Source organism: Laceyella putida (assembly GCF_042665195.1).
Classification (GTDB): domain Bacteria; phylum Bacillota; class Bacilli; order Thermoactinomycetales; family Thermoactinomycetaceae; genus Laceyella; species Laceyella putida.
The window spans coordinates 45,113-71,050 of the sequence record NZ_JBHTBW010000021.1 but is presented as its reverse complement, the minus strand read 5'-3'; the positions used below and the strand labels follow the sequence as shown (position 1 = coordinate 71,050).

Sequence of the window (25,938 nt, the reverse complement as noted above, 5' to 3'; positions counted from 1 at the left end):
TACCCTAGAACGAGGAGGGTATCAAGTGAATGGATAAACACCTTTTGCGGCGTTCTCGAAAGAGTGCTAACACTCGCGTATTCAAAAAAGTCTTCACCGCCCTTTATATCTTCTTCGCTGTTCTGCTCATCTGCGTCACGGCGGGAATCGGCGTGGGAGCGGGCATCGTTTCCGCCATGGTGAAGGATGAACAGATCCGTAACAAAGAAGATTTCCAAAAGGATTTGGACAGCCTGTTTCAAAACAGCTACGCTTACTTCCAAACCAAGGATGAGCAGGGACAACCGCTTCGAATCGGCGCGTTTCGCAGTGGCGGCGACATGCGCAAACTGATTCAATCCAAAGATGATGTGAGCAAGTACTTGGTGGATGCCTTCATTTCCGTCGAGGACCGCGATTTCTACGAGCACAATGGCATTGTTCCCCGGTCACTCTTGCGCGCGTCTTTCCAACAGTTGACCAACTCCGAGGTGACCACCGGCGGAAGCACGATCACGCAACAGCTGGTCAAAAATGTCATCCTGAAAGACTTTGACAAGGACCTGGAACGGAAAGCAAAAGAGATCGTTTTGGCCATCCGGCTCGACGCCATGTATGAAAAGGATGAAATTCTTACTTATTATATGAACTCCGTCTTCTTCGGGAACGGCGCGAACAAACAACGGCTTCATGGTGTGCAAGCCGCGGCCAAAGGCTTGTTTGACGTGGACGCCAAAGATTTGAACCTGGCCCAGTCCGCCTACATCGCCGGCATGGTGCAACGCCCCAACGATTACAATCCCTTTGGCGGCGACAAAAACCTGGAGCGCGGCAAAAAGCGGATGAAACTCGTACTGGACAAAATGTTGGAAAACAAAAAAATCACCAAAAAAGAATATGATGAAGCGTTAACCTTTGACATCAAGAAATCATTGGCAAAGCCCGATAAAGAAAACAACAGTTACGCCAATTACTCATATATCATGTACGCACTGGAAGAGGAAGCGGCCGAAATCTTGATGAAGCAAGACGGCTTGGACATTGACGAACTGAGCAAACAAGGGAAATACCGGGCCACGTTGAACAACTACATCGAAAAAGTGCTGACCCGCGGCTATCATGTATACAGCACCATCAACAAACCCATCTACGACGCCGTCAATGCCGCCGCCAGCAAAGGGCTGGTCTTCCACTCGCGCACCTATAGGGGAGTTAAAGAGCAGGAGCAATTGGGCGCCGTGGTCATGGATAACCGCACCGGTTCCGTCCTGGCCTTTGTCCCCACCTCCAACAACAAAGGGAAGCTTAACCATGCGCTCAACGCCTATCGCCAGCCCGGTTCGTCAATCAAACCGCTCATCGTGTACGGCCCGGCGATGGAAGAAGGCGTTGTCAGCCCATCCACGCTCGTGCTCGATGAGAAATATCCGAAAGCAGATGGCTCGGGTTACTACGAAAACGCGGCGGACAAATATTACGGTCCCGTCTCGGTGACGAAAGCGCTCACCTATTCGTTCAACATCCCGGCCATTAAAGTGTTTAACAAAATGGGCCACGAAGTCGGCTTTGACTACCTGCGCAAACTGAACATCCCTCCCCATAAGAATGACGGGGAAGCGGCCGCCATCGGCGGGCAATACCGCGGCTACACCGTGGATAAGATCACCGCCGCTTTTGCCACTTTCGCCAATGAAGGGAAATACAACTCCCCCCATCTGGTGGACAAAATCACCGATGCGAGCGGCAAAGTGGTCTATGAACACAAAGCGGAACAAAAGCAAGTGTTCTCGCCGCAAACCTCTTACCAGATGATCAAAATCCTGCGCACCGTCGTCACCCAAGGAACAGGGGTCTTTATCGGCTCCCGCATTTACGGGTACGACATCGCTGGCAAAACGGGAACGACCAGCGATGACAAAGACTCGTGGTTTATCGGCTCGACGCCGAACATTACCATTGGCGCTTGGGGCGGTTATGACCACAACTTCAGCATGAAGCATAATGACAAATTCACCAAGCGGGCCTGGGTCAATATCTTTAAAGCCGCCGCCGAGGCCGCGCCGCAATACTTTGACAAAAAAGCGCGGTTCCAGTCGCCCGGTGGCCTGCGCGACAATATTGCGTGCTTGGATTGTGACGCGATTGATGATTATCTCGCGGAACAGAAGAAAAAAGAGGAAGAGGAACAAAAGAAAAAGCAGCAACCACCCCAACCGGGGCAACCGGGAGACCAGCCCATTGATCTTCCGCCCATACAACCCGGGCACCAACCGGGCGGCCGTCCCAAACCCACCTTCCCGCCTCCGCCACCCAATCAGGAAAAACCACGTGATGACGAGGATGATGGTCTCTTTTCCACCCATTGAGATGGTTATGATAAAAAAGAGATGAAATGTTAAAGAAGAAGCGCCTCCTAGGCAATGAGGAAGCGCTTCTTCTTTCTTTGACCTTTATGCATTTAGAAAGCTTCAACAGTCGCTGACACTGTGCCTTTGAAATAATAGCCGGACCAACTGTCTCTAATATCAACATAATACGTACCCGCAATCATATCTGTGAAATATTGATCGTAACCCGGCTCGGCATAGCTGAATGTTTTATATGCCGTACAGTTCCCTGTTGAGGCATTGCAAAGACGGACAGACAAATCTTCACCACTGGCAGAATAAGTGGCACCAGTACTTGTATTTACACGATATACAGCTTGGTTAAGAAATATATAAACATCATTATCTGTACTTGTGGTTCTGATCGTTAACTCATAACTGCCATCCATTTCTTAAACATAAATCAACACCTTCCATACATAAATATTTTTTTAGATTTTATCATTTATTTCTGAATTAAGTCAATATAATTATTAAAACATAAGCGAACCATGCTGAAAATACACGGTTAGAATGTAGTCCGAAAATAATCACAATCGAGGAGAGTTTCACAATGGCTCAATATCAGGTTACGGCCATACGAAATCTCTTAACGCATTTTTCTTTCATTTTCCATTTCAATATCGTGTTCATATTGTCATAATTTCTCTATGATCAGGCAATCACGGCCTTTGATATAATTATCTACGCATGGAAAAGGGGGTAGTTTTGTAATGGAGTGGAACCCTGACGTTAAACAAAAACAAAAGGGGAAGAACAAAACATTACGAATTGTGTTACGCGTCTTATATATCTGTTTTGCAGTCTTTACCATCATGGCCGTTCTCGCCGCCGGTGTTGGGGCTGGGGCCGTGTCCGCCTTTGCGAAAGATGAAAAAATTCGCTCCAAGGAGGATTACGACAAGCAGCTGTCGGGATGGTCGCAAACTAGTTACACTTACTTTAACGACAAAAAATTGATCGGTCCCATGCTGACAGAAGCGGACCGCAAACTGATCAAAAGCCCCGATGAAGTCAGCCACTTTCTGATTGATGCGCTAATCTCGACAGAGGATCGCGAGTTCTACCAACATAATGGAGTCGTGCCCAAATCGATTGCACGCGCCGTATGGCAACAAGCTTCCGGCAGTGAAGTGACCACCGGGGGCAGCACCCTCACGCAACAGCTGGTGAAGCGGGAAATCATCGGTGATAATAAAAAAACGTACGCGCGCAAAGTGTTGGAGATCATCAACGCAATTCGCTTGGAAATGTTTTATAACAAAGACGAAATCCTTGTGAAGTATTTAAACAGCGTGGAACTTGGTCCGGGGGCGCACAAGATCAGAACGGTTGGCTTTGCCGCCGCAGCGCACGGCTTTTTCAACAAATCGGTTAAGGACCTCACCTTGCCAGAGGCCGCATACTTGGCGGGAATGGTTCAGCTCCCTTACTCCTACAATCCCTTTTTGGGAGAGAAAGAAGTGAAAGCCGGGACCAAACGGATGAAGTATGTGCTCACCAAGATGCTGGAAAACGGCAAAATCACCCAAGCGCAATACGATGAAGCGATCAATTGGGACATCACCAAACACGTTGCCAAAGCAAGCGACTTTGAATCCGGGTTTAGCAAATATCCATTCATCATCACCGCGGTGGAAAAAGAAGCGGCCAATATCTTGAAAGAATTGGACAAAAACAACCCCGAAGTGAAGGATGAAAAAGTCGACTACACCCGTAAAGTGCGCCAAGGCGGTTACAAAATCTACACGACGATCGATGAACAACTGTACGTCAAGCTGAATGATTCGCTCAAAAACATGCGTGTCCCCGGCAAGTATGTTAACGGCAAACGCGTGAAAGAACAGATCGGGGCCACCATCGTTGACAATAAGACCGGTGCCGTACTCGCCTTCGTATCAGGCACCAGCTTTGACGAAACACAAATCGACCACGCGTTCAATGTGGAACGGCAGCCGGGCTCTTCGATCAAGCCATTGCTAGTTTACGGTCCTGCCTTGAATGAGGGGCTGATCTCCCCCGATACGATGATTTGGGATGAGCCGGTTGCAAAACCGGATGGCACCATGTACAAAAACGCGAACAACAAGTACAAGAACGGACCCGTCACCGCAACCTATGCCTTGCAGTGGTCCTTGAACACACCGGCCATCAAGCTGATTAGAAAACTAAATGTGCAACACGCGTTTGACTATCTAAGAAAGATGGGCATGCCGCCGCACAAATGGGATGGCGAAGCCTCGGCGCTCGGCGGGATGAGCCAAGGCTACACGGTGGCCCAAATGACCGCCGCGTACGCCATGATCGCCAACCAAGGTGTTTACAACAAGCCGCATCTGATCGAGCGGATTGAAGATTCGTCTGGCAATGTGATATACGACTTCAAACAGCATAACCAACCGAAACAAATTTTAAGCCCGCAAGCGGCCTACCAGCTGATGCAAATGATGCGGGAAGTGGTGCGGGCCGGCACGGCGCAAAAGATCATCGGAAACGGCATCCCCGGCTACAATATCGCCGGCAAAACCGGTTCGACAACCAGCTATAAGGACTTATGGTTTGTCGGATATACCCCTGAAATCTCGCTTGGCGTGTGGTCCGGCTATGATGACAACTACAAAAACGCCGATCATGACTTTTCACAACAAGTGTGGTCCCGCCTGTTTAAAGCAGCCGCCAAAACCAAGCCGGATCTGATTAAAGCGGGCAGCAACTTCAACAATCCGGGTGGATTGACGAGCGGCAAATGTTTCGAATGCGGTCGCGCCCTGCCGGCGCCAGAGCCACAGCCAGGCCAACCAGCCCAACCGGGACAACAACCCGCTCAGCCGGGGCAACAACCGGCCCAACCAGGGCAACAGCCTGCTCTACCGGGACAACAACCCGCTCAACCGGGGCAACCGACGGGGGAACAGCCGCAAACGGAACAACCCACAGGCAACCCGCAACAACCCCCGACAACGGGTGATGGCGGGCAATCACAATAAAGCGAAGAACCTTCCCCATAACAACAGGGAAGGTTCTTTTTTTAATCCTCCATCGTGGACAAATCACCTGTGGGCAATCCCAGTTCCCACGCTTTTAACACCCGGCGCATGATCTTGCCGCTGCGCGTTTTTGGCAACTTGTCTTTAAACTCAATCTCACGCGGGGCGGCATGGGCGGCCAAGCGGGTCTTCACGAATTGGCGGATCTCTTCCTTCAGCTCTTCTGAAGGCTTATATCCTGCGCGGAGCGCGATGAAGGCTTTAATGATCTCGCCCCTGAGCGCGTCCGGCTTGCCGATTACGCCCGCCTCCGCCACAGCGGGGTGCTCCACCAGCTTGCTCTCCACTTCAAAGGGTCCCACCCGTTCACCGGAGGTATTGATCACGTCATCCAAACGGCCTTGGAACCAGAAGTACCCATCTTCATCCATGTAAGCGGAGTCACCCGACACATACCAACCGGGGATGCGGAAGTACTCTTGATACTTCTCCGGATTCTTCCAGATTTGCCGCATCATCGACGGCCATGGGGTTTTGATCGCCAGGTTTCCCATCGTATACGGCGGCAATTCATTCCCCTCATTGTCGATGATGGCCGCATGAATGCCCGGGAATGGTTTGCCCATCGAGCCCGGTTTGATCTCCATCTGCGGATAGTTGGAGATGAGGATCCCGCCGGTTTCTGTCATCCACCAGTTGTCGTGGATTCGCTTTCCATACACTTTCAGGCCCCAACGCACCACCTCAGGGTTAAGCGGTTCACCCACGCTGAGAATATGTCTGACCGTGGAGAGATCATATTTCCGCACCACTTCGTCTCCCGCCGCCATCAGCAAGCGGAATGCGGTCGGCGCGCTGTACCACACGGTGACTTTATTTTGTTGGAGCGTCTGATACCAATCGTCCGGGCTGAACCGGCCCCCGCGAACGACATTGGTCACCCCGTTCAGCCATGGCGCAAAGATGCCATAGGAGGTTCCGGTCACCCAGCCTGGATCGGCCGTGCACCAATACGTATCCGTCTCCTGCAGGTCCAGCACCCATTTCCCTGTTTGGTAATGCTGGATCATGGCATTATGAACATGAAGAACGCCTTTCGGTTTGCCGGTGGAGCCGGACGTGTAATGGATGAGCATCGGGTCTTCCCGGTCAACCCACTCGATCTCCAGCGCGGGGGAAGCTTGGCTCATTTCCTCTTCAAAGCTGTAATACCCTTCAACCAAGTCACCGACGGCTCCCACCAAAATGATATGTTTCAACCGGGGCAGCGCATCCACCGGAACGCGTTCCAACAAGGCGGGGGTCGTCACAAGCGCGACCGCCTCACTGTTTTCCAGTCGGTCTTTCACCGCGGCTTCCATAAACGCTTCAAACAGGGGACCCACAATGGCCCCGATCTTAATCGCGCCCAAGAAACTAAAATATAATTCCGGCGTTCGCGGCATAAAGATAAACACGCGATCCCCTTTAAGTACCCCCAATTTGCGGAGGACATTGCCGAATCGGTCGGATTTTTCTTTCATTTGCAAAAATGTATATTGCTCATCCCGCTGCGGATCACTGTAAATCAAAGCGACTTTTTGTCCTTTCCCCTCATCCACATGACGATCAATCGCTTCATAGGCGGCGTTCACCTTGCCGGTGCGGTGCCATGAAAATGACTGTTCAACTTGTTTCCAATCAAAACTGGACCTCGCATCTTCATAATTGCTTAAGTTATTGGCGGTGGTTTGGACTGGCACTCGTTCTTCATGCAACATAAAACAGTCACGCCTCCCTTTTGTAAACGATTTCAGTTTTCATTATTATATCACATGGATAAATATTAGCAATTCAAAATTTGTTATATTAACCGGTGGACTATACCACCGGTTTGCGGAAGTTTAATGCTTTGGTTTAAACGTCTTGCAATCGGTTTCCTTGCTCTCTTCTGCTTCTTCCTTATGGGTGACAACATAAATCTCGTCCGCTTTGCACAGATTTCCTTGTCCCCAATATGTGCAACTGCTTACTTCGCACAAGACATCCTTTGGCATTAAAACTCCCCCTTTCTTAAAGGATAATGTGTCCGAAGAAAAGGGGGAGTACTCATCCCAATTATTTCTGCAAGCGCAGGCGCAAAATTTCGCGCACAATGTGGGCGGATCGCTCAGACGCCAGCTCCGTAAACTCGGCGAAATTCACATCGGCCGTATGGTCGGCGCGATCAGACATGGAACGGATCACGACATATGGCACGCCCGCCAAGTGGCAAACATGCGCCACGGCGGCCCCTTCCATTTCCACACAGGCCCCGGCGAACTGTTCGCGCAACTCTCGCACTTTGTTCGCATCGGAGATAAATTGATCTCCGGACAAGACCTTGCCAGTCATCACATTGACTCCCGCGATGCGGCGGCCCGCCTCTGCCGCCCAAGCGACCAACGCCGGGTCGGCCGGGAAGATCGATACGTCTTGGAAAGGTACGGTTCCTTTTGGAAACCCGACCGCACTCGCATCAATATCATGTTGCTGGCACTCTGTCGAAATGACCAGATCCCCGATATCCAAATCAGGATGAAGCGCTCCCGCCACCCCCGTGAACAAGACTGCTTCCACTTGAAAGCGGTCGATCAGCGTTTGGGTGCATACCGCCGCATTCACTTTGCCCACGCCGGATTTACAGAGAACGACAGGCGTTGCGCACAGCGTTCCCGCATAATAGGTGATGTTGTAAAAGGTCTGTTGTTGGACTTGCTCCATCTCGCCCAACAGTTGCGCAATCTCTTCGTCCATGGCGCCTATAATGCCAATTACCCCGTTGTTGCTCATTCGTTAACCCCTCTTCCCATCGGATCAATCCGCTTAGCGCTCATCTTCCCATTCTTTTAGTTTGGTGGAATTTCTCAGTTCCATACTGTATTGCAAATAAACTTGTCCGCTTTCCACATGTTCGTCATTCATGTACTTGGTCAAGAGGCGCATCGCCACCGCGCCAATGTCATACATCGGCACACTGACTGTGCTCAAGAGCGGCCGCACCTGCGACGCGAGCGGAATGTTCTCAAAACCGATGATGGATACATCTTCCGGCACCCGTCTGCCCTGATCCTGCACCGCATGGATCGCCCCCACGGCCATCTCGTCACTGGCCACAAAGGCCGCGCTCAGTTCCGGTTTATTCTCCAATAAGTTCTTCATCGCCTCATAGCCCGATCGGTAACGATAATCGCCCAACCGGACAAGAGATTCATCAAGGGATAAATCATTCTCCTCCAGCGCTTCCTTGTACCCGATGTAGCGGGGGTAACCATTGACCGAATCGGTGAGCGGTCCCCCGATGAGAGCGATTTGGTCGTGACCCTCATGAATTAAGATGGTGGTGGCCTCCTTGGCCGCTTGAATCTGGTCAATCGTCACATAGGGCAATTCCTTTTTCTCATCGCGCGTAGCCGCGAGCACGACGGGAACGGTGCTGGCCGCGAAGATTTCGCGATGGGTATCCGTCAATTCTCCACCCAGGAACAAGAGGCCATCCACTTGTTTTTCCAAAAGCGCTTCAATCAATTGAATTTCCTTTTCTTTCTTCAAATCGGAGTTGCTCAGGATAATGTTGTAATGGTACATGGTTGCGATATCTTCGATCCCGCGGGTCAACTCCGCATAAAACGTATTGGAAATGTCCGGAATCACCACGCCAACAGTGGTCGTCTTTTTGCTGGCCAAGCCGCGTGCCACCGCATTGGGGCGATATCCCAGCTGCCGAATGACATCCAACACTTTTTTGCGGGTAACCGGCTTGACATTGGGGTTACCGTTAACGACACGGGAGACAGTCGCCATCGACACGCCCGCTTCCCTTGCCACATCATAAATGGTAATCGTCTCTTTTTTCTTCACCATATTTATCTTTCACATCCATTTTCTTGTAAATTTTATTAACCGTCATTCCCGCTGGTGGGGCATGAATCATGATGACAACACTTTTATTTTTTCCAGACAAGAAAAAAGCAACCATTATTTAGACCGTTTCGTTGCGCAACTGCGCCATCAGTTGCAACACATATGGCAGGGTATCCCCCATAATGCTCGTCCACGCTTCCGGCGACCCCCGGTTAATCCAGACAATCGGCGTCCGTGGGGCCAAGGCTTTATACAGCTTTTTGGTTGAGATCAGCCTTGGCGTCATCGGTGGCAGATTGGGATTTTTCTGACGCGCTTCGGCGATTAACCGTTCGGCATGGTGAGCGGAAGTGAAAAAGTCAACAATCGGGCTGTGATCTTGTCCAGCCAAGATGACCATATTCCCATCCGGATCAACCACCACCCAGATCCGACGCAGTTCCGCCATCGCTCTGCAGACTTCCCAACCATTGCCCATGCCCTGTCCCTCGATGGTTGCCTTCTCCAATTTTTTCAACCCTTGGGCCACATCCGGATCCATGGGCCGCTCCAGGCCGGAGCCCGCGCTCATGGCAGGGATACCCGGCGGTACAGGTTCAACCTGGGGTTGCGGTTCTGGTACCGGCGGCTTGATCGGCTTCTGTGCCGGTGAACTATCCACCAGGGGCACTTCTTCCGCCTGTTTGGCTTGGCGCTGTTCCGGTTGATTAGCTCCCACTGGCTGTTCTTGGAGTGATGCCGTCGGTTCGGTTGGGGTTGCTCCGCCATAAACCACGAATGGATGTTCCACGATGCTTTCATCAATGATGCCATGCTGGCTGCCAAATTGAATCGTCTCCACATGCTTGCCCGTCAACATGGCCTGCTCAGGTAAGCTGAAGTGAAAGAATGGGGCGGACGCGCCCAGCTGCTGGCATCGTTCCCAAATCACATGCCACGGATGTTGCACGGGCACGCCGCCTGATTTACGCGTCACATACGCCGCGTCCTGTTCATTGGTGTAGACGGCAACCGTGTAGGCATCTTGTTGATACTCCACCAGCAGAAGGTTCTGATCCATCGTTGGCACCCACGGACCCACCATCTGTGAAAACTGTTGAACGGCATACTCCTTGATCAGCGGTAGGACATGTTGCTTCAACAGGAACAACCGTGAGGGGAGACCTGGGTTAAAGAGAATCCCTTGCGCATCAGACCGATACGCCTTAATCAAAAACGACAGAGCGGGCTCCTCCAACATCCGTACTTGTCCCGGCTCCCGCACCTTGACGCTGCGAGCCGCCTCCATATCAGTAAATGCGACGATAAAGCGGCTGTTCGGTTCATTCCCCCGAGCGAGAAATGGGGTTTCTCCCGATTCGCTCACGTGATATAAAATCATCAGTCGCTGCACACGTGTGGCGAAGAATTGGTACAACTGTTCAGGTGTTATCCTATTTGCGCTGGCCAACTCTAAACATTCCCGTACATTCAACGAAGCTTCCTCCCCCTACAAAAACAAAATCCGATTTATTTATTACAATGGTTTCTTATTTTATCTACCTATGCAGAGCGTGAAGTGATTCTTTGTACATCATAACAAATTTTAAACAAAAAAAGCGAACCGACGATAGGTCTGTTCGCTTTTTCATCAAAAAGTTATCTTTTTGGTATGCTTTTATGTTCTTTAACGGACAATTGCCGGTTTCTCGTCAAGCAGGCGTGAGGCACGCAGGTTTTTGATAAAGGTGTCAAAAGTGGGAATGTCGATTTGTTGTTTGGCATCAGACAGGGCCACCGCCGGATTTGGATGCACTTCCAACATGATGCCATCCGCGCCAGCCGCCAAAGCCGCCCGGGCGCATGGCAACAGAATGTCCCGTCTGCCCGTGGAATGGGTGATATCCACCAGCACTGGCAAATGGCTTTCGTTTTTCAAAATCGGCACAGCCGAAATGTCCAGGGTGTTGCGCGTGGCTCTCTCATAGGTGCGAATGCCGCGCTCGCACAAGATCACCTGGCTGTTGCCGCCTGACAAGATGTATTCAGCCGCAAAGAGGAATTCTTCAATGGTTGCGGACAATCCGCGTTTTAAGAGAACAGGGGTTCGCGCCGCGCCAGCCGCTTTCAGCAATTCGAAGTTCTGCATGTTCCGTGCGCCGATCTGGATCACATCCACGTATTGCTCTGCCATCTCGATATCGGCCGGATTGACGATTTCGCTGATGACTTTCAAGCCGAATTCGTCCGCTGCCTTGCGCATGATCTTGAGGCCTTCTTCCCCCAACCCCTGGAAGTCGTATGGAGACGTGCGCGGCTTGAACGCGCCCCCACGCATCAGTTCAATGCCTTGTTCCTTTAAGGCACGGGCCACTTCGAAGACTTGCTCTTCCGATTCCACCGAACAAGGGCCCGCCACCACTTGTGGTTTCACCGCACCCACTAAGGTGCCTTTGATATCCACCACCGTGTCGGCCGCTTGCTTCTCCCGGCTAACGAGGAGTGTTTTCTTCTGGCTGGTTTGCTGCAAATCCAAAGATGCCTTAAAGATCTGCTTGAACAGGTAACGCACTGTATCGTCAGTGAATGGTCCATCGTTGTGTTTTACGATCGTTTCCAACATGGCTCGTTCACGCTCAGGATCAAACTTGTTGATACCCTGTTTTTGCTTAACCTCACCAATCCGCTTGGCTAAAGCCGCGCGATCGTTTAACAATTTCAACAGTTTCAGATTGATCTCATCCAACTCTTGTCGCAATTCATCCAATTGATGCTCTCTCACTCTTCTTTCTCCTCTCTTCTCAACTAGATTAAAGAATTTCGGTTATTATATCGAAAAATAACCGCTTTGTCGAGGGAGCGGGCAAAAGTTTATGAAACGTTAACCACTCCCTCTGTTCCTTGGCCTTAAAGTGTTTGCACCGCTTCCGTCAACGATTGTTTGGTGATCTTCCAGTGGGAAGCGTGCCACTTCACTTCGTCCCCAACCAGCAAAATCGCTTGTGGCGATTCGTGCTTGATATTGAGCCGTTCCGCAATTTCATTGGAGACGGGGCGGTCTTCAATCACATGCACGGTAGCCACTTTCACCTTGTCGGCTTCCCCCGATGTTTGAAAGTCTTGCATTTCGCTGAAGGCTGCGGCGCTAATGGGGCAAGAGGTGCTATGCTTGAACAACAACAAGGGTTGCGAGGTTGCCGCAGCCAAACATTCATCCAATTGTTCCACGGAGGTGAGTTGCACTTGATTTTCCATCCATTCCACATCCTTTGCTTCACTTATTGTCATTAAGGTAACGGGCTGCCCGTCATGGAGGAACCGCACTTGGGCTTCCCTGATCTCCATCGTAGCCCTTTCCACCTCATCGCCACCAGCATCATGAATCCGTTACAAGATTATGCAAAAAGACCGGCATCCATGCATGGAATACCCGTCTTTCGCCGGCAACTATTCTTTATCTTGAATCGAGATATAATCGGAAGCCGCGGAACGGTGAGATTCCCCCTTCGCCTCTTCCGGCTTTGGCGCCTCCAGCCATCTGTTGACGAGCACCGTCCCCTCTTCATTCACTTTCTTCCATTTATCTTCCGTCGACACTTGCGATTTCATCGTGAAATATAGGTCCTTTCCCCGTTCTTTGGCCAGCTCCAGCCCTTTTTCCAGTTCTTTTCTAACCTCATGGCCCGTTTTGGTCGTCGCCAAAAGAGCTGCCGCCGCTCCAATCAAACCTCCAAAAATCGCACCAGCCACAAAGTATTTTCCTTTTCCCATCGGTGTGTCTCCCTTCTCCCTCTATGTTTTCCGATCAGAACGCCACTTTTTTATCAGATCCATCCCCGCGCTCACCAACGCGACCACATTGCCCAACCGTTCGCCATTTGATAGAGCGGAACGGGAAATGCTTGATGAAACTTCCTCCAAGCTCTTTCCCACTTCAGTCAGGGAATTGAACACCGCTTCGGTTTTGCGGGACTTTTCGCGGACATCTTCCACGAGCAACCTGGTTTCACGTAAGGTAAGCTCCGTTTCTTCCACTGTTGCCTCCACTTTGCTTTTCAATCCATTGACCGTTTGATCCACACTGAGCATCACCCGTCTCACCGCGGTTAACGTGCGGATCGCAAAGATGACCAACACCAGAAAAGCGGCAGCGATCACCGCTGCACTGATCTCTAAGATCACGTTAGGTTCCTCCTCCATCATCTCCAGCTGAAAAGCCATAAGGGAAAGTGTTTGACACCGTAACAGGCAGACGGCCCCCACTTGAAAATTTGCCGGCCATCACGCCCACTCCTGCCTCAATCGAAGGGCGGGTGGAGCCGTATAACGCCAGAAAAGCAGTATCAGGCGGCAACTTCACCACATCATAGGGGACATCCATCCCCATCACAATCACAAGCTTTTGTTTCTTCTCCAACTGTTGGATGAGCGCGAGTTGTTTGTCTTGGAGGCGCGACATCCCAATCAGAATCGCATCCGCTTGGGTCGCCTTTGCCAGGAGTTCAGGCGATGGCGCTTGGGACCAGTCCTCTACCCGCGCCACTTCGACTTGGTACCCAGCTTGGGCACATACCTCTTTAAACGTTTGTGGCTTATTGGCTGTGATCACCAGCAGGCGACCCGTTTTGGTCGGTGTCAGGGGAAGGCGCTTCCGCTTGTCCCGGATTAAGGTAACCGCGCGCTTTGCCGTTTCCCGCGCCACGGCCTCGGCTTGGGCCCGAGTGCCAAACGGTTGGCTACCCGCCAACTCTGACTGGTAATGGGTGGCCACTGAGACGTTGCCCACTTTTTTCGCTTTCAACTTCAAAATGCGGCGAACGGATTGGTCGATTCGTTCCTCACTGATCTGTCCGCTAGTGACCGCTTTTTTGACCGCGGCGATCGTCTGTTCTTGCACATCGAGACGATGGCAGACCAACACGATGTCCGCTCCTGCTTGAATCGCTTTGACAGCCGCTCGGCTTGTCCCGAAATGCTCGGCAATGGCCCCCATCTCCATGTCATCGGTGGTGATGACCCCGTCAAACTTTAATTCCTTGCGCAACAAGTCGGTCAATACGCGATGGGACAAGGTGGCGGGCAAGCTCGGCGTCGGCTCAATGGCCGGGAAAACCACATGGGCGCTCATCACCATGTCCGTCCCGCCCGCAATTGCCCGTTTAAAAGGAACCAGCTCCAACTTGTCAAGGCGTTCCCGGCGATGGGACACCTTGGGCAGTCCCACGTGCGAGTCGACCGAGGTATCCCCATGACCGGGAAAATGCTTCAGCACAGTCAGGACACCCGCATCGTGAAACCCGCGTATCATTTCCGTGCCCATCTGGGAAACCAAGTGGGGATTTTCGCCAAATGAGCGCACTCCGATCACGGGGTTTTGCGGATTGTTGTTTACATCAAGCACAGGCGCCATATCCAAATTGATCCCCATGGCCCTGAGCTCCATCCCCATCTCTTTTCCCGTTTGATAGGCAAGGGATGGTTCGCGGGTCGCACCCAAGGCCATATTTCCGGGAAACAGCGTAGCCCCTTGTTGAAAACGGCTCACCCGTCCCCCTTCTTGGTCAATCGTCACAAAGAGTGGGATTTCCGCTCCATTGTTTAAGGCCAACGCTTGCAAATCCTGATTGAGCCTGGCCACTTGTCGGGGATTTTCCACATTGCGATCAAATAAGATGACACCCCCAACATGATGCTGTTTAACCAGTTTTTCGGCATGGGCATTGACCGTGAAGGCTTGTTCCGATGTCTCGCCACGGAAACCCATGATAAACATTTGCCCGATCTTTTCATCCAGACTCATTTGTTTTATCTTCTCATCCACCCACTTTGCACCGGGTTTGGGCTTGCTTTGCCATGGAGTTGAACATCCTGCTTGCGTCACAATCAGCAGGCTCGTCAAGGCAAGCGCCCATCCTCTCCATCGGTTACGGTACACGCCAGGTCACTCCTCTCCTTATTTTGGATCAACGAAGACCTCGCTTTCGTCACCAGGCCGGGACTCGCCTGCAAAAGTCGTTCAGGACGGGAAAAACCGCTTGGGAAGAGAGCGCAACGATAGCGAGAGCCATTTTCGAAGTACGGTTTCATTGCCTGCATCTCCCTCATTGTACTCGATAAACGAATAACCGGAAACAAATGTCACTTCTCTTTCAATTTATCTAAATATTTATGTAAAGCCAATAAAAAGAAAAGTCCTCAAAAAGGGACTGAATTCAACAAAATGGACAAATATACAATAATATAATAAAATATCGACAGGGATAACGGACTTATCTCCAACGTGTTTATATAAATTTTTGATCTCTCAATCGAGGTGAAGAGACGTGAGCACAAAATCTGTTGTGATCATGAAAGGGGATCAAACAGGGCAAGAACTGCTGGATGAAGCATTACGCGTTCTGGACCCCAATGTGATCGGATTTGAAATTGAATTTCAAACCTTTGACCTCAGCCTGGAACATCGTCGGAAGACAAACAATAAAGTCGTATATGAAGCCGCCCAAGCCATGAAACGGACAGGCTTCGGTTTAAAAGCGGCCACGATCACCCCCGAGGAGAAAGGGGATGTGGGCAGTCCCAATGCCATCTTGCGCAAAGAGATCGACGGCAAAGTGATCATCCGCACCGGTCGCCGGATCCCTGGTGTGCGTCCTGTGGCCGGCACGTTCGCTCCGATCTCCGTCATTCGGATGGCTGTCGGCGACGCTTACGGCGCCAAGGAGTGGCGTGAAGGCGAAGGGCTGGATGAAATCGCATACCGCACTGAAACCATTGATCGCAAAACCTGCCGCGCTGTGGCTGAGTTTGCGTTTCGTCATGCCAAAAAAACCAATGCCAAAGTGTTCGGCGGACCAAAGTACACTGTGAGCCCGGTGTATGAAGGACTGCTGAAAGAAGAGATGGACCAAGCGAGCCAAAAATATCCGGAAGTGCGGTACGAACCGCAATTGATTGATGCGACCTACGCCCTCCTGATCAACAACTCCGGGGATCCGCTGGTTATCCCAGCGCTCAACCGTGACGGCGATTGTCTGAGTGATATGGTCTTGCAATTGTTTGGTTCCATCGCCGGCTCCGAATCGATCTTGATGAGCTTTGACGAAGAATTCAATCCGCAAGTCATCATGGCTGAAGCGCCGCACGGCACCGCCCCCTCGCTCTTCGGCAAAAACGTGGCCAACCCGATGGCGATGATCTTGGCCTCCGCCTCCCTGTTGACTTACTTTGGGGATGCCAAAGCCGCAGCCGCTTCGCGCGCGATTTATGAAGCGGTCATCGAAACGGTGCGTGAAGGCGTGCGCACAGCCGACCTTGGCGGCAGCGCAACCACCACCGAATTCACCAATGAAGTGATTCGCAAAGTACAGACCAAATTGGAAGTGTGGACGACATTGCAAGGATTTTAAGCGAAAAGCCAACTCCCGTTTATAGGAGTTGGCTTTTCTTATCCCCTGTTCACTAGGCTTGCTTTTTTTCCGGCCACTGGCTCCGCCACTCTTTCATCTCCGCCTGCCACTTGTCGCGCCACTCGCGTTTTGCTTCCTTCCACTTTTTCTCATCGATCCGCAACGCTTTTCTCACTTCGGACCACGACTTCTTCTGCTGTTTCAGCGCAATGACATCTTCCCACTTGTGTCCGCTCGCTTTGGCCAGTACCGCCGCGTGGACAGCCCCCTCCACCCGGACACGGGACTGGTAAAGCGTTTGTTGAACGACCGGGACATCTGTTCCCAAGTAAGTGGCCAACGCTTCGTATAAAACAGCCGGTTTGTTTTTAAACTGTTTATGCTTCTTTTTCAATGGGGCCAACTTTTTTTTCAAGTCTTCGCCATTGATCCCATACCCCTTGATCACTTCACGCCAAGACCCTTTCTCTTTCCATTCCGTGATCACTTCGCTGACCGGCTTTCCCGTTTTCGCGGCGATGGTCGCGGCGATGGCCGCTTGTTTGAATGTCAGCTTATGCTCAGCCGCGAGTTGCCTCAGCTCTTGTTCGTTCATATTGGTCAGCTCGGTCAGCCGCTCCTGGCGCGTTTGATTCTTGACCTGCTTGGTTGCGTTCTTACCCTGAAACCAATCTTCCATATCGGCGTAACCGCTTTGCTTCGCCCCCAACCATGTGCCGCCACCGATCAACCCAACCACCGCGACGCCAGCCAACCACTTCTTGCCTTTCCATGCCATCGGCCTGTACACTCCTTTTCCTTGTCTTTCGATTTTTATCATAACGAATAGGTATGACAAAACTTAGACATCCTTCTGTCCAAAAGAAGGCAACGGCAGGGAAAGGGTAAAACAAGTCCCCTTGCCCGGTTGGCTTTCCACTTGAATGTCCCCTTCGTGCGCTTCCACCAGTTGTTTGACGATGGCCAAACCCAATCCCGTCTCGCTCTCCTGTTTCATCCGGGCGGGATCCGCTTTGAAAAATCGGTCCCAGATTCGCCGCGACTCCTCTTCCGTCATGCCGATGCCCGTATCAGCGACCTGTATGACGGTCTCAGACGAAGTCGCATAGGCCCGTACAACCACTTCACCGCGGTCTGTAAACTGGATGGCGTTTTTCGTCAAGTTGAGCAGCACTTGCAATATCCGGTCCAGGTCGGCATAAATCGGTATCGCCCCGGCGCATTCCGCCTGGAGCGTTAATCCTTTGGCATCTGCAAGCGGCATGAGTTGCTCCACAACCAAGTCAATCAATTCCGTCAAATCGGCCCGCTCTTTCACCAACTCCACTTTGCCCGCCTGGATTTTTTCTATGTCCATCAGTTCATGAATGAGACGGATCAACCGCTTCGTTTCCTTTTCCATCCTGGCGTATGTGCTAGGCAATTGGGCATTCTCCACCCACCCTTGCCCCAAAGCTTCAAGCCAGCCCCGCAGGGAGGTTAATGGCGTGCGCAACTCGTGCGACAAGTCAAACAAAAACTGCTGCCGTCTTTCTTCATGAAGACGGAGCTCCTGTTGGGTTTGTTCCAGTCGCATCGCCATTTCGTTAAAATCAACGGCCAACGCATCGATCTCATCATCAACCTTTGCCACGGAAAGCCTGAAAGAATACTCCCCCGCTTGAATCCGCTTGGTTCCCTCCTGCAATCCTTGCAACCGTCGCACCAAATGTCTTGTCATGCCGATGCTTACAGCAAAGGAAGCCACAAGAGCCAGGCTTCCGGCAACCATCAAGCTGACCCGCACATGCGCCATCACCTTGCGCAATCCTTCGACAGGCGAATATAGAAAGACCCAACCCTCTCTCTGTTTGCCACCAATCGGAACCAAGGCCCATGTAACCTGTTTGCCTCCCCACTTTCCCGTTCCCTCCAACCGGCCCCCACCCGCAACACGCGCCTGCATCGCTGATGGCAACCGCAGCGGCTTCGCCACCGTGGAACCGGATGGGTACAAGGGCTTCCCTTCCTTATCAAACACCAGCAGATCAACCCGACTGCGCTCCAATAGCGGCTCCAGTCGCCGCAAAAAAGCGAGGGGTATTTGCTTTTCCTGTTTGAGCTGTTTGGCGAGCGGTTGCGCCCATTCCCGCATCTCTCTTGCTTTTTGCTTAATCAACAGATTTTCCAACATCACAGAAAGCAAGACCGAACTGAGCAAAATGGCCAAACCGAGAACAAACAGATGCCCTGTCAACACTTTTCTAAACATGGGGGTTCTCCTTGTCCGGCATAAACTTGTACCCGATCCCCCATTCGGTTTGAATCCAATCGCCATAGGGTTCTTTCAATTTGCGACGCAACCGTTTAATCAGCGCGTCAACCGTTCGTTCATCACCATAAAAATCAAATCCCCAGATCCGCTCAAGCAACTCTTCGCGCGTAAAGACACGGCGCGGATAATCGATAAACAAACAGAGCAAGGCAAATTCCTTTGGTGTTAAGCGTGGGATCTTCTCGCCGTCAAACCAAATTTCCCTTGTCTCCTTGTCGACCCGTACCCGTTTGTGCGAATCGGACTCTTGCCGGCCGCTTCGGCGCAAAAGGGCTTTGATGCGCGCCATTAACGCCAGCGGACTAAACGGCTTCGTGACATAATCATCCGCTCCCCAATCCAATCCCCTGATCTGGTCTGTCTCCGCCGTGCGGGCGGTCAACAAGAGAATCGGCACATCGGAGGTTTGCCGAACCTGACGGCACACGCTCAACCCATCCAATCCGGGCAGCATCCAATCCAATATCACCAATTGATAGGTTCCCGTTTCCGCTTCTTGCAAGGCGGTTCTCCCGTCATGAACGAACGTGGGCGAATATCCCTCTCTATGCAAAAAAAACTGCAACATGTCACATACACTCTGATCATCTTCCGCAACCAAGATTTTCATTCCATCCCCTCCCTACCCGCTACCATTTTAGCACAAGAAAAACCCAGTCTCCGTGAAAAGAGACTGGGTTTGATCAATGAAGCGGGCGGGTTGGTTCCTCACCGTCATGACCTGAGCGGTAAGACATGAAGTCATCCAGTTTCCACAAATGATCGGGTTTGAACTGTCTGGTTTGCCTCTCCTCCTGCCTTGCGACACGCTGCTCGGCACGCGGCCAACCGGCATAGTCGACGCCTAACACCTGAGCCAGTTCCCGATCCATGCACACCAAATCGCTCCGATCGATCTGCTTCAGATCCGTTTTCCCCAACGCAATGGCCGTGAGCCTCATCTCATCCACACAGGATTTCAGGAATTTCGCCAGATGCTCCGCTCCTTCTTCCACATTGATGTCTTCTTTGAACTTCCCGTGATAAAGCACGTTCTGCACCGGCGGCTCAAAAGGGGAAGCAATGTTAAACTGCGTCTGCAACATGGCGACCAAGGCAATCGAGCCTATGTACACCGCATCCGCTCCCAAGGCCATCGCTTTGAGGAAGTGTCCCGGGGTGGTCAGCCCGCCTGCCGCAATCACCGACACTTCTTGTTTCACTCCAAGCTTTTCCAAATGGCGCACCGCACGCGACAAAGCGAATAAGGTGGGCAACCCCACATCATCCTGCAAAATCGTCGGTCCCCCATGCGTTCCCGCTTCCGCCCCATCGACGACAATGTAATCGATGCCACCTTTCAGAGCCCAGTCGATTTCTTCCTCCAAGTAATGCGTGGCACAGGTTTTTAAACCGACCGGCACCCCGTAAGTTTGTCTCAGCTTTCGCACCAACGGCGGAAACTCTTCCGGGCGGTTGATTCCTTTGAGACGGGAATGGATGGGCGCATCTTCTCCTTCGGGGATGTGAAAGCGGCGCCGAAACTCATCATCCATCTGCCACGAGGAGGTTCCCATCGGTGCGGAGGCCTGCGCTCCTTGTCCCAACTGAATTTCGATCGCATCCAATTGGGACAGGGACTCATGATTGTTCATCCAGCCGCCCCGATTGTACTGCCCGATAAAGTGGCGGGCTTCGCGCCGTTCCTCAGGCACCAACGGAGCTTCTCCCGAATTGGTCGCCGTGCCGGCCAGTGTGGCTCCCCGCGCCAACGCCCGTTTCGTTTTCAGCCCTAACGCGCCCCCATACGACATGCCCGAAATCAGGATGGGGATTTCCAGTGAGAGGGGCTTTTTCGCTTTGGGTCCAATCGTCACACCCGTATGCACCTGAACGCCGTCTTGGGTTGGCATGCGAAATAGATGAACGGGATTAAACATCAATTGCTCCCATCGCGACAAAACGACGGGACTCCCCAAAGGCCTGAGGAGCGGTTTGCCCGATTCCGCTCGCATCGCCGATTCCACGATCGAACGCAAGGTCAGTTTCTGCATGATGGTCACAAAGGAAAACAAATTTTCCGTATAGGGGTCTTGCATCATTCGATTCAACACCGCATCAGCCACGCTGTTGATGATGCGATGCACGATACGAGTCAACATGTTACCTACTCCTCTTCCGCCAGTTCGGGATGGCGTTCAATCTGTTGTTCCCAGTGGATAATCGCACTCTCAATTTCTTGTCGTCCCGCCATGGGCAGCTTCAGCCAGCCCCGTTGTTCCATTTCATTAAACAACCTGGTTTGCACCTGATTCACTTCGGCCAGACACTCATCCACCGTCTGCCGCAACCCCTCGTTGGCGCAAGTATGCTGCGCATGAAGATACAGTTGGCTTAATGTTCTCTCGGTAGTTAATAGATCTTGGATCATGTCCCGCATCAACAGTTTCATCTGATCATCCTCCCTAATGTTGAATTCGTTCTTGCCCGCTATGGTTGCGCAATTGATCCAAGAGCCGTTGCAGATGTTGTCGGTGCATATGCAAGGCCTCTTCCAACAACGGCTCCCACTCCTCCTTCTCTCCCTCTACCATGGCCACTTGCATTTTTTTGATGGCCAACGCTTCCAGACCAAGCAATTCCTTCAACTTCAGCAATTCTTCTTGAGTAAGTTGCTCCATCCATTTTCCTCCTTATGACAATCTTACCAATTAGTATGGGGATTCGGGCTCCATCTTATGTCCAACAAAAAAAGCCCCGCAGGGCTCTCCCATTCGTCTATGACGATTATTTTTTTCGTGGCGGGCGTTGTTTCCCTTGCAGAATGTCCAAGCCCAGCGAGGGATCGGACTGTACATTCTTAGCGAATTTCTGGAGAACTTCCTTATCGACATCGGCCTGCGTCACTTTCATCAGGTACTCCAGTACGGCATTCATTCCTCCTCGATCAAAGGCCACTTTGGCCCCGTCCATGATGTTGCTTAATTGCTCTTCAGTCAATACCTTGCGCCCCATGACCGCATTGATCATCTGCGCCAATTCTTTCATGGAAAAACCATCGTTTGGTGACATCGCGTTCATTCCCTCCTGTTTAGGACTCGTTACACCATATGTAGAGCGTGCCTATCCCGTCCTGGGCAAGCGCCCAGAAACCAAGCCCAAAGCGGGAGAAAATGGACGGATCACCTATCACTTTTACCATCTGCGCGGTATATAAAAATGATAACTGGCTTCTATCTTAGCAAGAAAGGGATGGCCGACATGAACAACCCCTTCGCACCGTACCAAGTGAATCATGATGCAGCCCCCTACCCGACCCGCCTTCACCCATGGCAGTGCTTGCTGCTCTTTCTCCTCATCATCCCTACCATTTTCGTCTTTGTCGAAAGTCTATGCCTCTAGACGCACTCCCATTTTGCCGAATCTTGGATATTCGCCTTTCCCTTCGCTTCCGTTGAGGCATAGAGTAAAGCAACGGCTGATGAAAATTCAAACCATTTTACTTCAGCCAGCTAAATCAGATTAAAGGAGGAATCACAATGAGCGGTTTCGGTTTTGGCGGTTTTGGCTGGAGACAACTTCTCATTTTCTTGTTGGTGATTGCGACCATCTTCGTCTTTGTGGGAACGGGATTTGGTAGAGGCTGCTAAGTCTTTTCGATCAGCTTCAACAGCACTTGATTTTACCCAGTGAAGGAGGTGTTATCATGGGCGGTTTCGGTTTTGGCGGTTTTGGCTGGAGACAGCTTCTCATCTTCTTGTTGGTGATTGCGACCATCTTCGTCTTTGTGGGAACTGGGTTTGGTAGAGGCTGCTAACCCTTTTTGCTCTGCTTCAACAGCACTTGATTTTACCCAGTGAAGGAGGTATTATCATGAGCAGCAGTTTTGGTTTTGGCGGTTTTGGCTGGAGACAGCTCCTGATCTTCTTGCTGGTCATCGCGACCATCTTCGTCTTTGTTGGCGGATGCTTCTAGTACTAGTGTGAAGCGTTCCTCCACCATCTATTACGTTGGTGGAAAGGGATAAAAGTGCTCTCCGGGTGGAGGGCACTTTTCGTTGTTATTTTCGCAAACGCACACAGGCGCGTATCCCTTGTTCAACCCAATCTTCCAACCGAAAGCGCAGGGAATGGCCGCAAACGCCGCGGGAAGAGGCTGGATTGTGGCGAAGCGACTCCTGAAAGCGGCGCAGGTGGAATATTTTCTCTTTATGCCGTTTGGCTTCCCGCAGCCCTTGAATCCGACCAGACACCCCCATTCCCACCGCATGAATCCCCAAAATCGTGCCATGGTCATCTGTGATCAGTTTCACGAGGCCCGCGGCGGACGACGCCTCTTCCGCCCAGGCTCCCTCCGGCGTCAGGTATCCACGCCAGACGCGAAAGCCGTTTCCCCCTGTTTTCGCTTGTTTCTCGCTCATCCCGATGGCCACCAATTCCGGTTCCGTCTTAATCACCCTGGGCACGGAGGAATAATCGATCCCAAGTTTTATACCAAGCAAAGCATTTAACGTCACTTTCCTCACTTCCTCCGGCCAATTTCCACAGTCGGGCCTTTGGTGCACCCCCGCTCCCACAGCATAGATATGGGGGGAATTCGTCCTCATCCATTCATCCGTAACCAAACACCCTTCAATGAAGGCAAGTCCCAGTCTCTCCAACCCAAATTGGGAGACCTGCGGCGGGTCCGCTTCCGCCAACAAAATTTCATCCGTCTCCACCGCCTCCACCCATCCGTCAAAGCGCAATTGGACAATTTTCTTGTTGGCCCGCTGAATCGCTTTCACCACATGCGTTTGGCACCGTACGCGTATCCCCTCTTGCGAGAGCGCCATTTCCAAAAAGGGCAGGCAGTCGGGATCATAGCCGGGAAGCAATCGATCCCCCGCTTCCACGATCGTCACCTGGGCCCCTTGGCGGGCAAGAGCTTGGGCCCATTCCACTCCTTGCGGCGTTCCACCCAACACCATCCACTTCTTGGCTGGGGGCTTGCGCCGCCAACCCATTTCATCGGTCATTGCTCCCACTTCGACCAAACCTTCAATCTCAGGAACCCGGCGTGTGCGGTTCAGCGCCATGATGATCGTTTTGCCCACCATTCGCGCCTGTCCGGCCACCTCCACTTCATGCTCGGTGAGAAAACGGACAGTTCCCTTATATACATCCACCCCTTCGCTTGCCATAGGCGGTTGCTCCTCTTCTCCACATGGGTGGTACAGCAGCGCGACGTCTGCGCCCCACTTCACCGCTTGGCTGGCGACCGCTAACCCCAATCGCCCGTTGCCAATCACTATGAGTTGATATCGCTTCATCTTTCAGTCTCCTTCGCCCGGCCTCTCCCCTTCATTGTAAAACGCGACCAAATCATTTGTGAAGAAAGAGAAAAAACAAAAAACGAGCAACGGGGAAATCCCCGGCTCGCTCAAATTTTCGGGTAAGGAGCAACAGATTGGATCAAGCATTTGTTTTGATCTTTTCCTAACATATGGAGCAACATATGGTATTGTTCAATCAGCATGACTTCAAAAAAACGCAAATCCTGCTTTAATTTGCGATTCTCCTGCAGCAACCGTTTCATTTGATGCCCCATCTGTTCCACTTGTTCTTCGAGTTGGGATATGCGGATATCGCTAGGTTCACGGGCGGGCTTGCTTGGATTAGGCAATATTCGCCACCTCTTTCTCCCCTTTAGCTACTACTTTATTTTATGAAGATTCCTCCAACTCGCTCTCCGCGTTCACCTGTTGTGCTTTCTCATTTTTCATGACAAGATCTGGCACTCCGGTCTGTTCCTTCATCGACTGCAGCAATCGCAAAAGATCCTCGTATTTGTCTTTCACTTCGCTTTGGTACCAATCGTATGAGCGTTTTTCCTCTTTTAATTTTTTATTCTCCGTTTCCAGCTCAAAAACAGCCTTCTCCGTATCGGACAATTGTTTGGTTAACCGCTTGATCTCATCCTTCACTTGGCGTCCATCTTTATCCAGTTCTTTGATGAGCGGAATCACTTGCGCCAGCGAATCCAACTGATCTCCTTTTTTCTTCTGCAACTGTTTATAGACGCGTTTTTTCTTCGCATCGACATAAGCTTTAAGGTCTTGTTGCCTCAGTACGGCATTCCAACGAAACCCGCAAGCCCCCGGGGTTCGGTCCAATTTCTTGCCCACTTCCACAAACGCTTCAATTTGCGATTTACCGCTTTCAATCGCCGTTAACACAAGGTCACGCAGAAGTTGATCTTCCTCTTCAGTCCATCGGCGCCCTTTCATAGGTTCCTCCCCTCCCTCTGACATTCATCCTGCGACAGTCGTATCGATTTGCCGGATATGGGTGATCGGAAAGCTGCCCCCAGCAACTAAACTTGCAAAAACGCCTTCCTTTTCATGGCTTATCGACACGACTGCTTCTGTGAGCAATATTTTTCTATATATATTATTTAGTCAGGGCGGGAGGGTTTTATGTTTCAAACTTAAAATCACGCTTCATGCAAACGGGGTAACGGACCCACGGGAATCGCAAGCCGCTCCAATGCCGCCAATTCCATTTTCTCTTGATCTTCAGGCAGGCGGCTTAGACACAGCTCCAACCATTGCAACAAAGCATCCACGTCAACCCCGTCACGCCCTGGTCTTGACGGAGAGAGGTAACGAATCGCACTCGTGGCCAATTTCCGGGCTCCCCGCACCTTACCTCGCTTTAACTGGTGCATAATCGCCGCGATCTGAATGAGGCCATGGTAAAAATCATTGTCCCGCTGCGTTTGCCAAAGTTCCTCCAACACTTCATGCGCTTCCCAATACTCTTCATGATGATAATGTCTAAAAAAACCGAGATAGTTTGAATGGTACATCCGACGACTCCCTTTCTTCCTCTCACTGATCGGTTCCGTTCGCTTCCACCGCGACGCTCCGAGATTCTCTTTCTTCATGAGTTTCCGCCGTCCAAGAACTTATTCATTTCTATATTAACTCATTCCCACAAGGGGATTCGATCCAATATTACGCAAAGAAAAAAGACCAGGTTCCG

Annotated in this window: 25 protein-coding genes; 3 read left to right on the top strand and 22 right to left on the bottom strand. The window is 51.4% G+C overall.

The window, feature by feature from the left end:
- Nucleotides 1–29: 29 nt before the first annotated feature.
- Together ACFQNG_RS08795 and ACFQNG_RS08790 are read left to right on the top strand one after the other, a co-directional pair.
- A complete protein-coding gene (locus tag ACFQNG_RS08795; RefSeq protein WP_379864548.1) occupies nucleotides 30–2,345 on the top strand; it encodes a transglycosylase domain-containing protein in 2,316 nt (771 codons plus the stop codon).
- Nucleotides 2,346–3,079: 734 nt separating this feature from the next.
- Entirely contained in the window at nucleotides 3,080–5,353 is a 2,274-nt protein-coding gene (locus ACFQNG_RS08790; protein WP_379864547.1) for a transglycosylase domain-containing protein, read from the top strand.
- Between the two features lie 41 nt (nucleotides 5,354–5,394).
- Here the strand turns inward: ACFQNG_RS08790 and acsA are convergent, their stop codons facing one another.
- The 11 genes from acsA to ACFQNG_RS08735 all read right to left on the bottom strand — a co-directional run bounded on the left by acsA (nucleotide 5,395) and on the right by ACFQNG_RS08735 (nucleotide 15,301).
- On the bottom strand, nucleotides 5,395–7,113 hold the full coding sequence (gene acsA / locus ACFQNG_RS08785; protein WP_379864546.1) for an acetate--CoA ligase: 1,719 nt from the start codon (nucleotides 7,111–7,113) through the stop codon (nucleotides 5,395–5,397).
- Between the two features lie 123 nt (nucleotides 7,114–7,236).
- Complete coding sequence (locus ACFQNG_RS08780; RefSeq protein WP_379864545.1) at nucleotides 7,237–7,389, bottom strand: DUF1540 domain-containing protein; 153 nt, start codon at nucleotides 7,387–7,389, stop codon at nucleotides 7,237–7,239.
- Between the two features lie 61 nt (nucleotides 7,390–7,450).
- Nucleotides 7,451–8,164, bottom strand: coding sequence for a 5'-methylthioadenosine/adenosylhomocysteine nucleosidase (locus ACFQNG_RS08775; RefSeq protein ID WP_379864544.1), 714 nt, complete (start codon nucleotides 8,162–8,164; stop codon nucleotides 7,451–7,453).
- A gap of 33 nt (nucleotides 8,165–8,197) precedes the next feature.
- On the bottom strand, nucleotides 8,198–9,235 hold the full coding sequence (ccpA, locus tag ACFQNG_RS08770) for a catabolite control protein A (protein WP_379864543.1): 1,038 nt from the start codon (nucleotides 9,233–9,235) through the stop codon (nucleotides 8,198–8,200).
- Nucleotides 9,236–9,353: 118 nt separating this feature from the next.
- Nucleotides 9,354–10,709, bottom strand: coding sequence for a hypothetical protein (locus ACFQNG_RS08765; protein WP_379864542.1), 1,356 nt, complete (start codon nucleotides 10,707–10,709; stop codon nucleotides 9,354–9,356).
- Nucleotides 10,710–10,901: 192 nt separating this feature from the next.
- Complete coding sequence (locus tag ACFQNG_RS08760) at nucleotides 10,902–11,996, bottom strand: bifunctional 3-deoxy-7-phosphoheptulonate synthase/chorismate mutase (protein WP_379864541.1); 1,095 nt, start codon at nucleotides 11,994–11,996, stop codon at nucleotides 10,902–10,904.
- Nucleotides 11,997–12,121: 125 nt separating this feature from the next.
- Nucleotides 12,122–12,574 carry a bacillithiol system redox-active protein YtxJ gene (gene ytxJ / locus ACFQNG_RS08755; RefSeq protein ID WP_379864540.1) on the bottom strand — a complete coding sequence of 151 codons (453 nt, stop codon included), beginning with the start codon at nucleotides 12,572–12,574 and terminating at the stop codon, nucleotides 12,122–12,124.
- Between the two features lie 87 nt (nucleotides 12,575–12,661).
- A complete protein-coding gene (locus tag ACFQNG_RS08750; RefSeq protein ID WP_379864539.1) occupies nucleotides 12,662–12,985 on the bottom strand; it encodes a YtxH domain-containing protein in 324 nt (107 codons plus the stop codon).
- 21 nt (nucleotides 12,986–13,006) lie between these two features.
- A complete protein-coding gene (locus ACFQNG_RS08745; protein WP_379864538.1) occupies nucleotides 13,007–13,396 on the bottom strand; it encodes a DUF948 domain-containing protein in 390 nt (129 codons plus the stop codon).
- A gap of 1 nt (nucleotide 13,397) precedes the next feature.
- Nucleotides 13,398–15,149 carry a beta-N-acetylhexosaminidase gene (nagZ, locus tag ACFQNG_RS08740; protein WP_379864537.1) on the bottom strand — a complete coding sequence of 584 codons (1,752 nt, stop codon included), beginning with the start codon at nucleotides 15,147–15,149 and terminating at the stop codon, nucleotides 13,398–13,400.
- On the bottom strand, nucleotides 15,110–15,301 hold the full coding sequence (locus ACFQNG_RS08735) for a hypothetical protein (protein ID WP_379864536.1): 192 nt from the start codon (nucleotides 15,299–15,301) through the stop codon (nucleotides 15,110–15,112). Before ACFQNG_RS08735 ends, nagZ begins: the two co-directional genes overlap by 40 nt.
- A gap of 260 nt (nucleotides 15,302–15,561) precedes the next feature.
- Here ACFQNG_RS08735 and ACFQNG_RS08730 point away from each other — a divergent pair, with 260 nt between their 5' ends.
- The gene (locus tag ACFQNG_RS08730) at nucleotides 15,562–16,620 is read left to right on the top strand and encodes an isocitrate/isopropylmalate family dehydrogenase (RefSeq protein WP_379864726.1); all 1,059 of its coding nucleotides are present in this window, start codon (nucleotides 15,562–15,564) and stop codon (nucleotides 16,618–16,620) included.
- A gap of 52 nt (nucleotides 16,621–16,672) precedes the next feature.
- Here the strand turns inward: ACFQNG_RS08730 and ACFQNG_RS08725 are convergent, their stop codons facing one another.
- From ACFQNG_RS08725 to ACFQNG_RS08675, 11 genes are all read right to left on the bottom strand, one after another.
- A complete protein-coding gene (locus tag ACFQNG_RS08725) occupies nucleotides 16,673–17,398 on the bottom strand; it encodes a hypothetical protein (RefSeq protein WP_379864535.1) in 726 nt (241 codons plus the stop codon).
- Between the two features lie 63 nt (nucleotides 17,399–17,461).
- A complete protein-coding gene (locus ACFQNG_RS08720) occupies nucleotides 17,462–18,871 on the bottom strand; it encodes a sensor histidine kinase (protein ID WP_379864534.1) in 1,410 nt (469 codons plus the stop codon).
- Complete coding sequence (locus tag ACFQNG_RS08715; RefSeq protein ID WP_379864533.1) at nucleotides 18,864–19,544, bottom strand: response regulator transcription factor; 681 nt, start codon at nucleotides 19,542–19,544, stop codon at nucleotides 18,864–18,866. The genes ACFQNG_RS08720 and ACFQNG_RS08715 overlap by 8 nt, the downstream gene beginning before the upstream one ends.
- A 73-nt stretch (nucleotides 19,545–19,617) precedes the next feature.
- The gene (locus ACFQNG_RS08710; RefSeq protein WP_379864532.1) at nucleotides 19,618–21,075 is read right to left on the bottom strand and encodes an FMN-binding glutamate synthase family protein; all 1,458 of its coding nucleotides are present in this window, start codon (nucleotides 21,073–21,075) and stop codon (nucleotides 19,618–19,620) included.
- Between the two features lie 5 nt (nucleotides 21,076–21,080).
- Complete coding sequence (locus ACFQNG_RS08705) at nucleotides 21,081–21,365, bottom strand: spore coat protein (protein ID WP_379864531.1); 285 nt, start codon at nucleotides 21,363–21,365, stop codon at nucleotides 21,081–21,083.
- Between the two features lie 13 nt (nucleotides 21,366–21,378).
- The gene (locus tag ACFQNG_RS08700) at nucleotides 21,379–21,594 is read right to left on the bottom strand and encodes a hypothetical protein (protein WP_379864530.1); all 216 of its coding nucleotides are present in this window, start codon (nucleotides 21,592–21,594) and stop codon (nucleotides 21,379–21,381) included.
- 106 nt (nucleotides 21,595–21,700) lie between these two features.
- Nucleotides 21,701–21,985, bottom strand: coding sequence for a hypothetical protein (locus ACFQNG_RS08695; RefSeq protein WP_379864529.1), 285 nt, complete (start codon nucleotides 21,983–21,985; stop codon nucleotides 21,701–21,703).
- A 988-nt stretch (nucleotides 21,986–22,973) separates the two neighbouring features.
- The gene (locus tag ACFQNG_RS08690; RefSeq protein WP_379864528.1) at nucleotides 22,974–24,224 is read right to left on the bottom strand and encodes an FAD-dependent oxidoreductase; all 1,251 of its coding nucleotides are present in this window, start codon (nucleotides 24,222–24,224) and stop codon (nucleotides 22,974–22,976) included.
- Nucleotides 24,225–24,334: 110 nt separating this feature from the next.
- The gene (locus ACFQNG_RS08685; RefSeq protein ID WP_379864527.1) at nucleotides 24,335–24,577 is read right to left on the bottom strand and encodes a hypothetical protein; all 243 of its coding nucleotides are present in this window, start codon (nucleotides 24,575–24,577) and stop codon (nucleotides 24,335–24,337) included.
- Nucleotides 24,578–24,617: 40 nt separating this feature from the next.
- A complete protein-coding gene (locus tag ACFQNG_RS08680) occupies nucleotides 24,618–25,181 on the bottom strand; it encodes a hypothetical protein (RefSeq protein ID WP_379864526.1) in 564 nt (187 codons plus the stop codon).
- A gap of 206 nt (nucleotides 25,182–25,387) precedes the next feature.
- Nucleotides 25,388–25,840, bottom strand: a complete 453-nt coding sequence (locus tag ACFQNG_RS08675; protein WP_379864525.1) for a DUF309 domain-containing protein — start codon at nucleotides 25,838–25,840, stop codon at nucleotides 25,388–25,390.
- Between the last annotated feature and the right edge of the window lie 98 nt (nucleotides 25,841–25,938).

Coding starts and splice junctions, on each gene's coding strand:
- ACFQNG_RS08795 (WP_379864548.1), top strand. CDS start 30: ATGGATAAACACCTTTTGCGGCGTTCTCGAAAGAGTGCTAACACTCGC.
- ACFQNG_RS08790 (WP_379864547.1), top strand. CDS start 3,080: ATGGAGTGGAACCCTGACGTTAAACAAAAACAAAAGGGGAAGAACAAA.
- acsA (WP_379864546.1), bottom strand. CDS start 7,113: ATGTTGCATGAAGAACGAGTGCCAGTCCAAACCACCGCCAATAACTTA.
- ACFQNG_RS08780 (WP_379864545.1), bottom strand. CDS start 7,389: ATGCCAAAGGATGTCTTGTGCGAAGTAAGCAGTTGCACATATTGGGGA.
- ACFQNG_RS08775 (WP_379864544.1), bottom strand. CDS start 8,164: ATGAGCAACAACGGGGTAATTGGCATTATAGGCGCCATGGACGAAGAG.
- ccpA (WP_379864543.1), bottom strand. CDS start 9,235: ATGGTGAAGAAAAAAGAGACGATTACCATTTATGATGTGGCAAGGGAA.
- ACFQNG_RS08750 (WP_379864539.1), bottom strand. CDS start 12,985: ATGGGAAAAGGAAAATACTTTGTGGCTGGTGCGATTTTTGGAGGTTTG.
- ACFQNG_RS08735 (WP_379864536.1), bottom strand. CDS start 15,301: ATGAAACCGTACTTCGAAAATGGCTCTCGCTATCGTTGCGCTCTCTTC.
- ACFQNG_RS08730 (WP_379864726.1), top strand. CDS start 15,562: ATGAAAGGGGATCAAACAGGGCAAGAACTGCTGGATGAAGCATTACGC.
- ACFQNG_RS08725 (WP_379864535.1), bottom strand. CDS start 17,398: ATGGCATGGAAAGGCAAGAAGTGGTTGGCTGGCGTCGCGGTGGTTGGG.
- ACFQNG_RS08720 (WP_379864534.1), bottom strand. CDS start 18,871: ATGTTTAGAAAAGTGTTGACAGGGCATCTGTTTGTTCTCGGTTTGGCC.
- ACFQNG_RS08715 (WP_379864533.1), bottom strand. CDS start 19,544: ATGAAAATCTTGGTTGCGGAAGATGATCAGAGTGTATGTGACATGTTG.
- ACFQNG_RS08710 (WP_379864532.1), bottom strand. CDS start 21,075: ATGTTGACTCGTATCGTGCATCGCATCATCAACAGCGTGGCTGATGCG.
- ACFQNG_RS08705 (WP_379864531.1), bottom strand. CDS start 21,365: ATGAAACTGTTGATGCGGGACATGATCCAAGATCTATTAACTACCGAG.
- ACFQNG_RS08700 (WP_379864530.1), bottom strand. CDS start 21,594: ATGGAGCAACTTACTCAAGAAGAATTGCTGAAGTTGAAGGAATTGCTT.
- ACFQNG_RS08695 (WP_379864529.1), bottom strand. CDS start 21,985: ATGTCACCAAACGATGGTTTTTCCATGAAAGAATTGGCGCAGATGATC.
- ACFQNG_RS08690 (WP_379864528.1), bottom strand. CDS start 24,224: ATGAAGCGATATCAACTCATAGTGATTGGCAACGGGCGATTGGGGTTA.
- ACFQNG_RS08680 (WP_379864526.1), bottom strand. CDS start 25,181: ATGAAAGGGCGCCGATGGACTGAAGAGGAAGATCAACTTCTGCGTGAC.
- ACFQNG_RS08675 (WP_379864525.1), bottom strand. CDS start 25,840: ATGAAGAAAGAGAATCTCGGAGCGTCGCGGTGGAAGCGAACGGAACCG.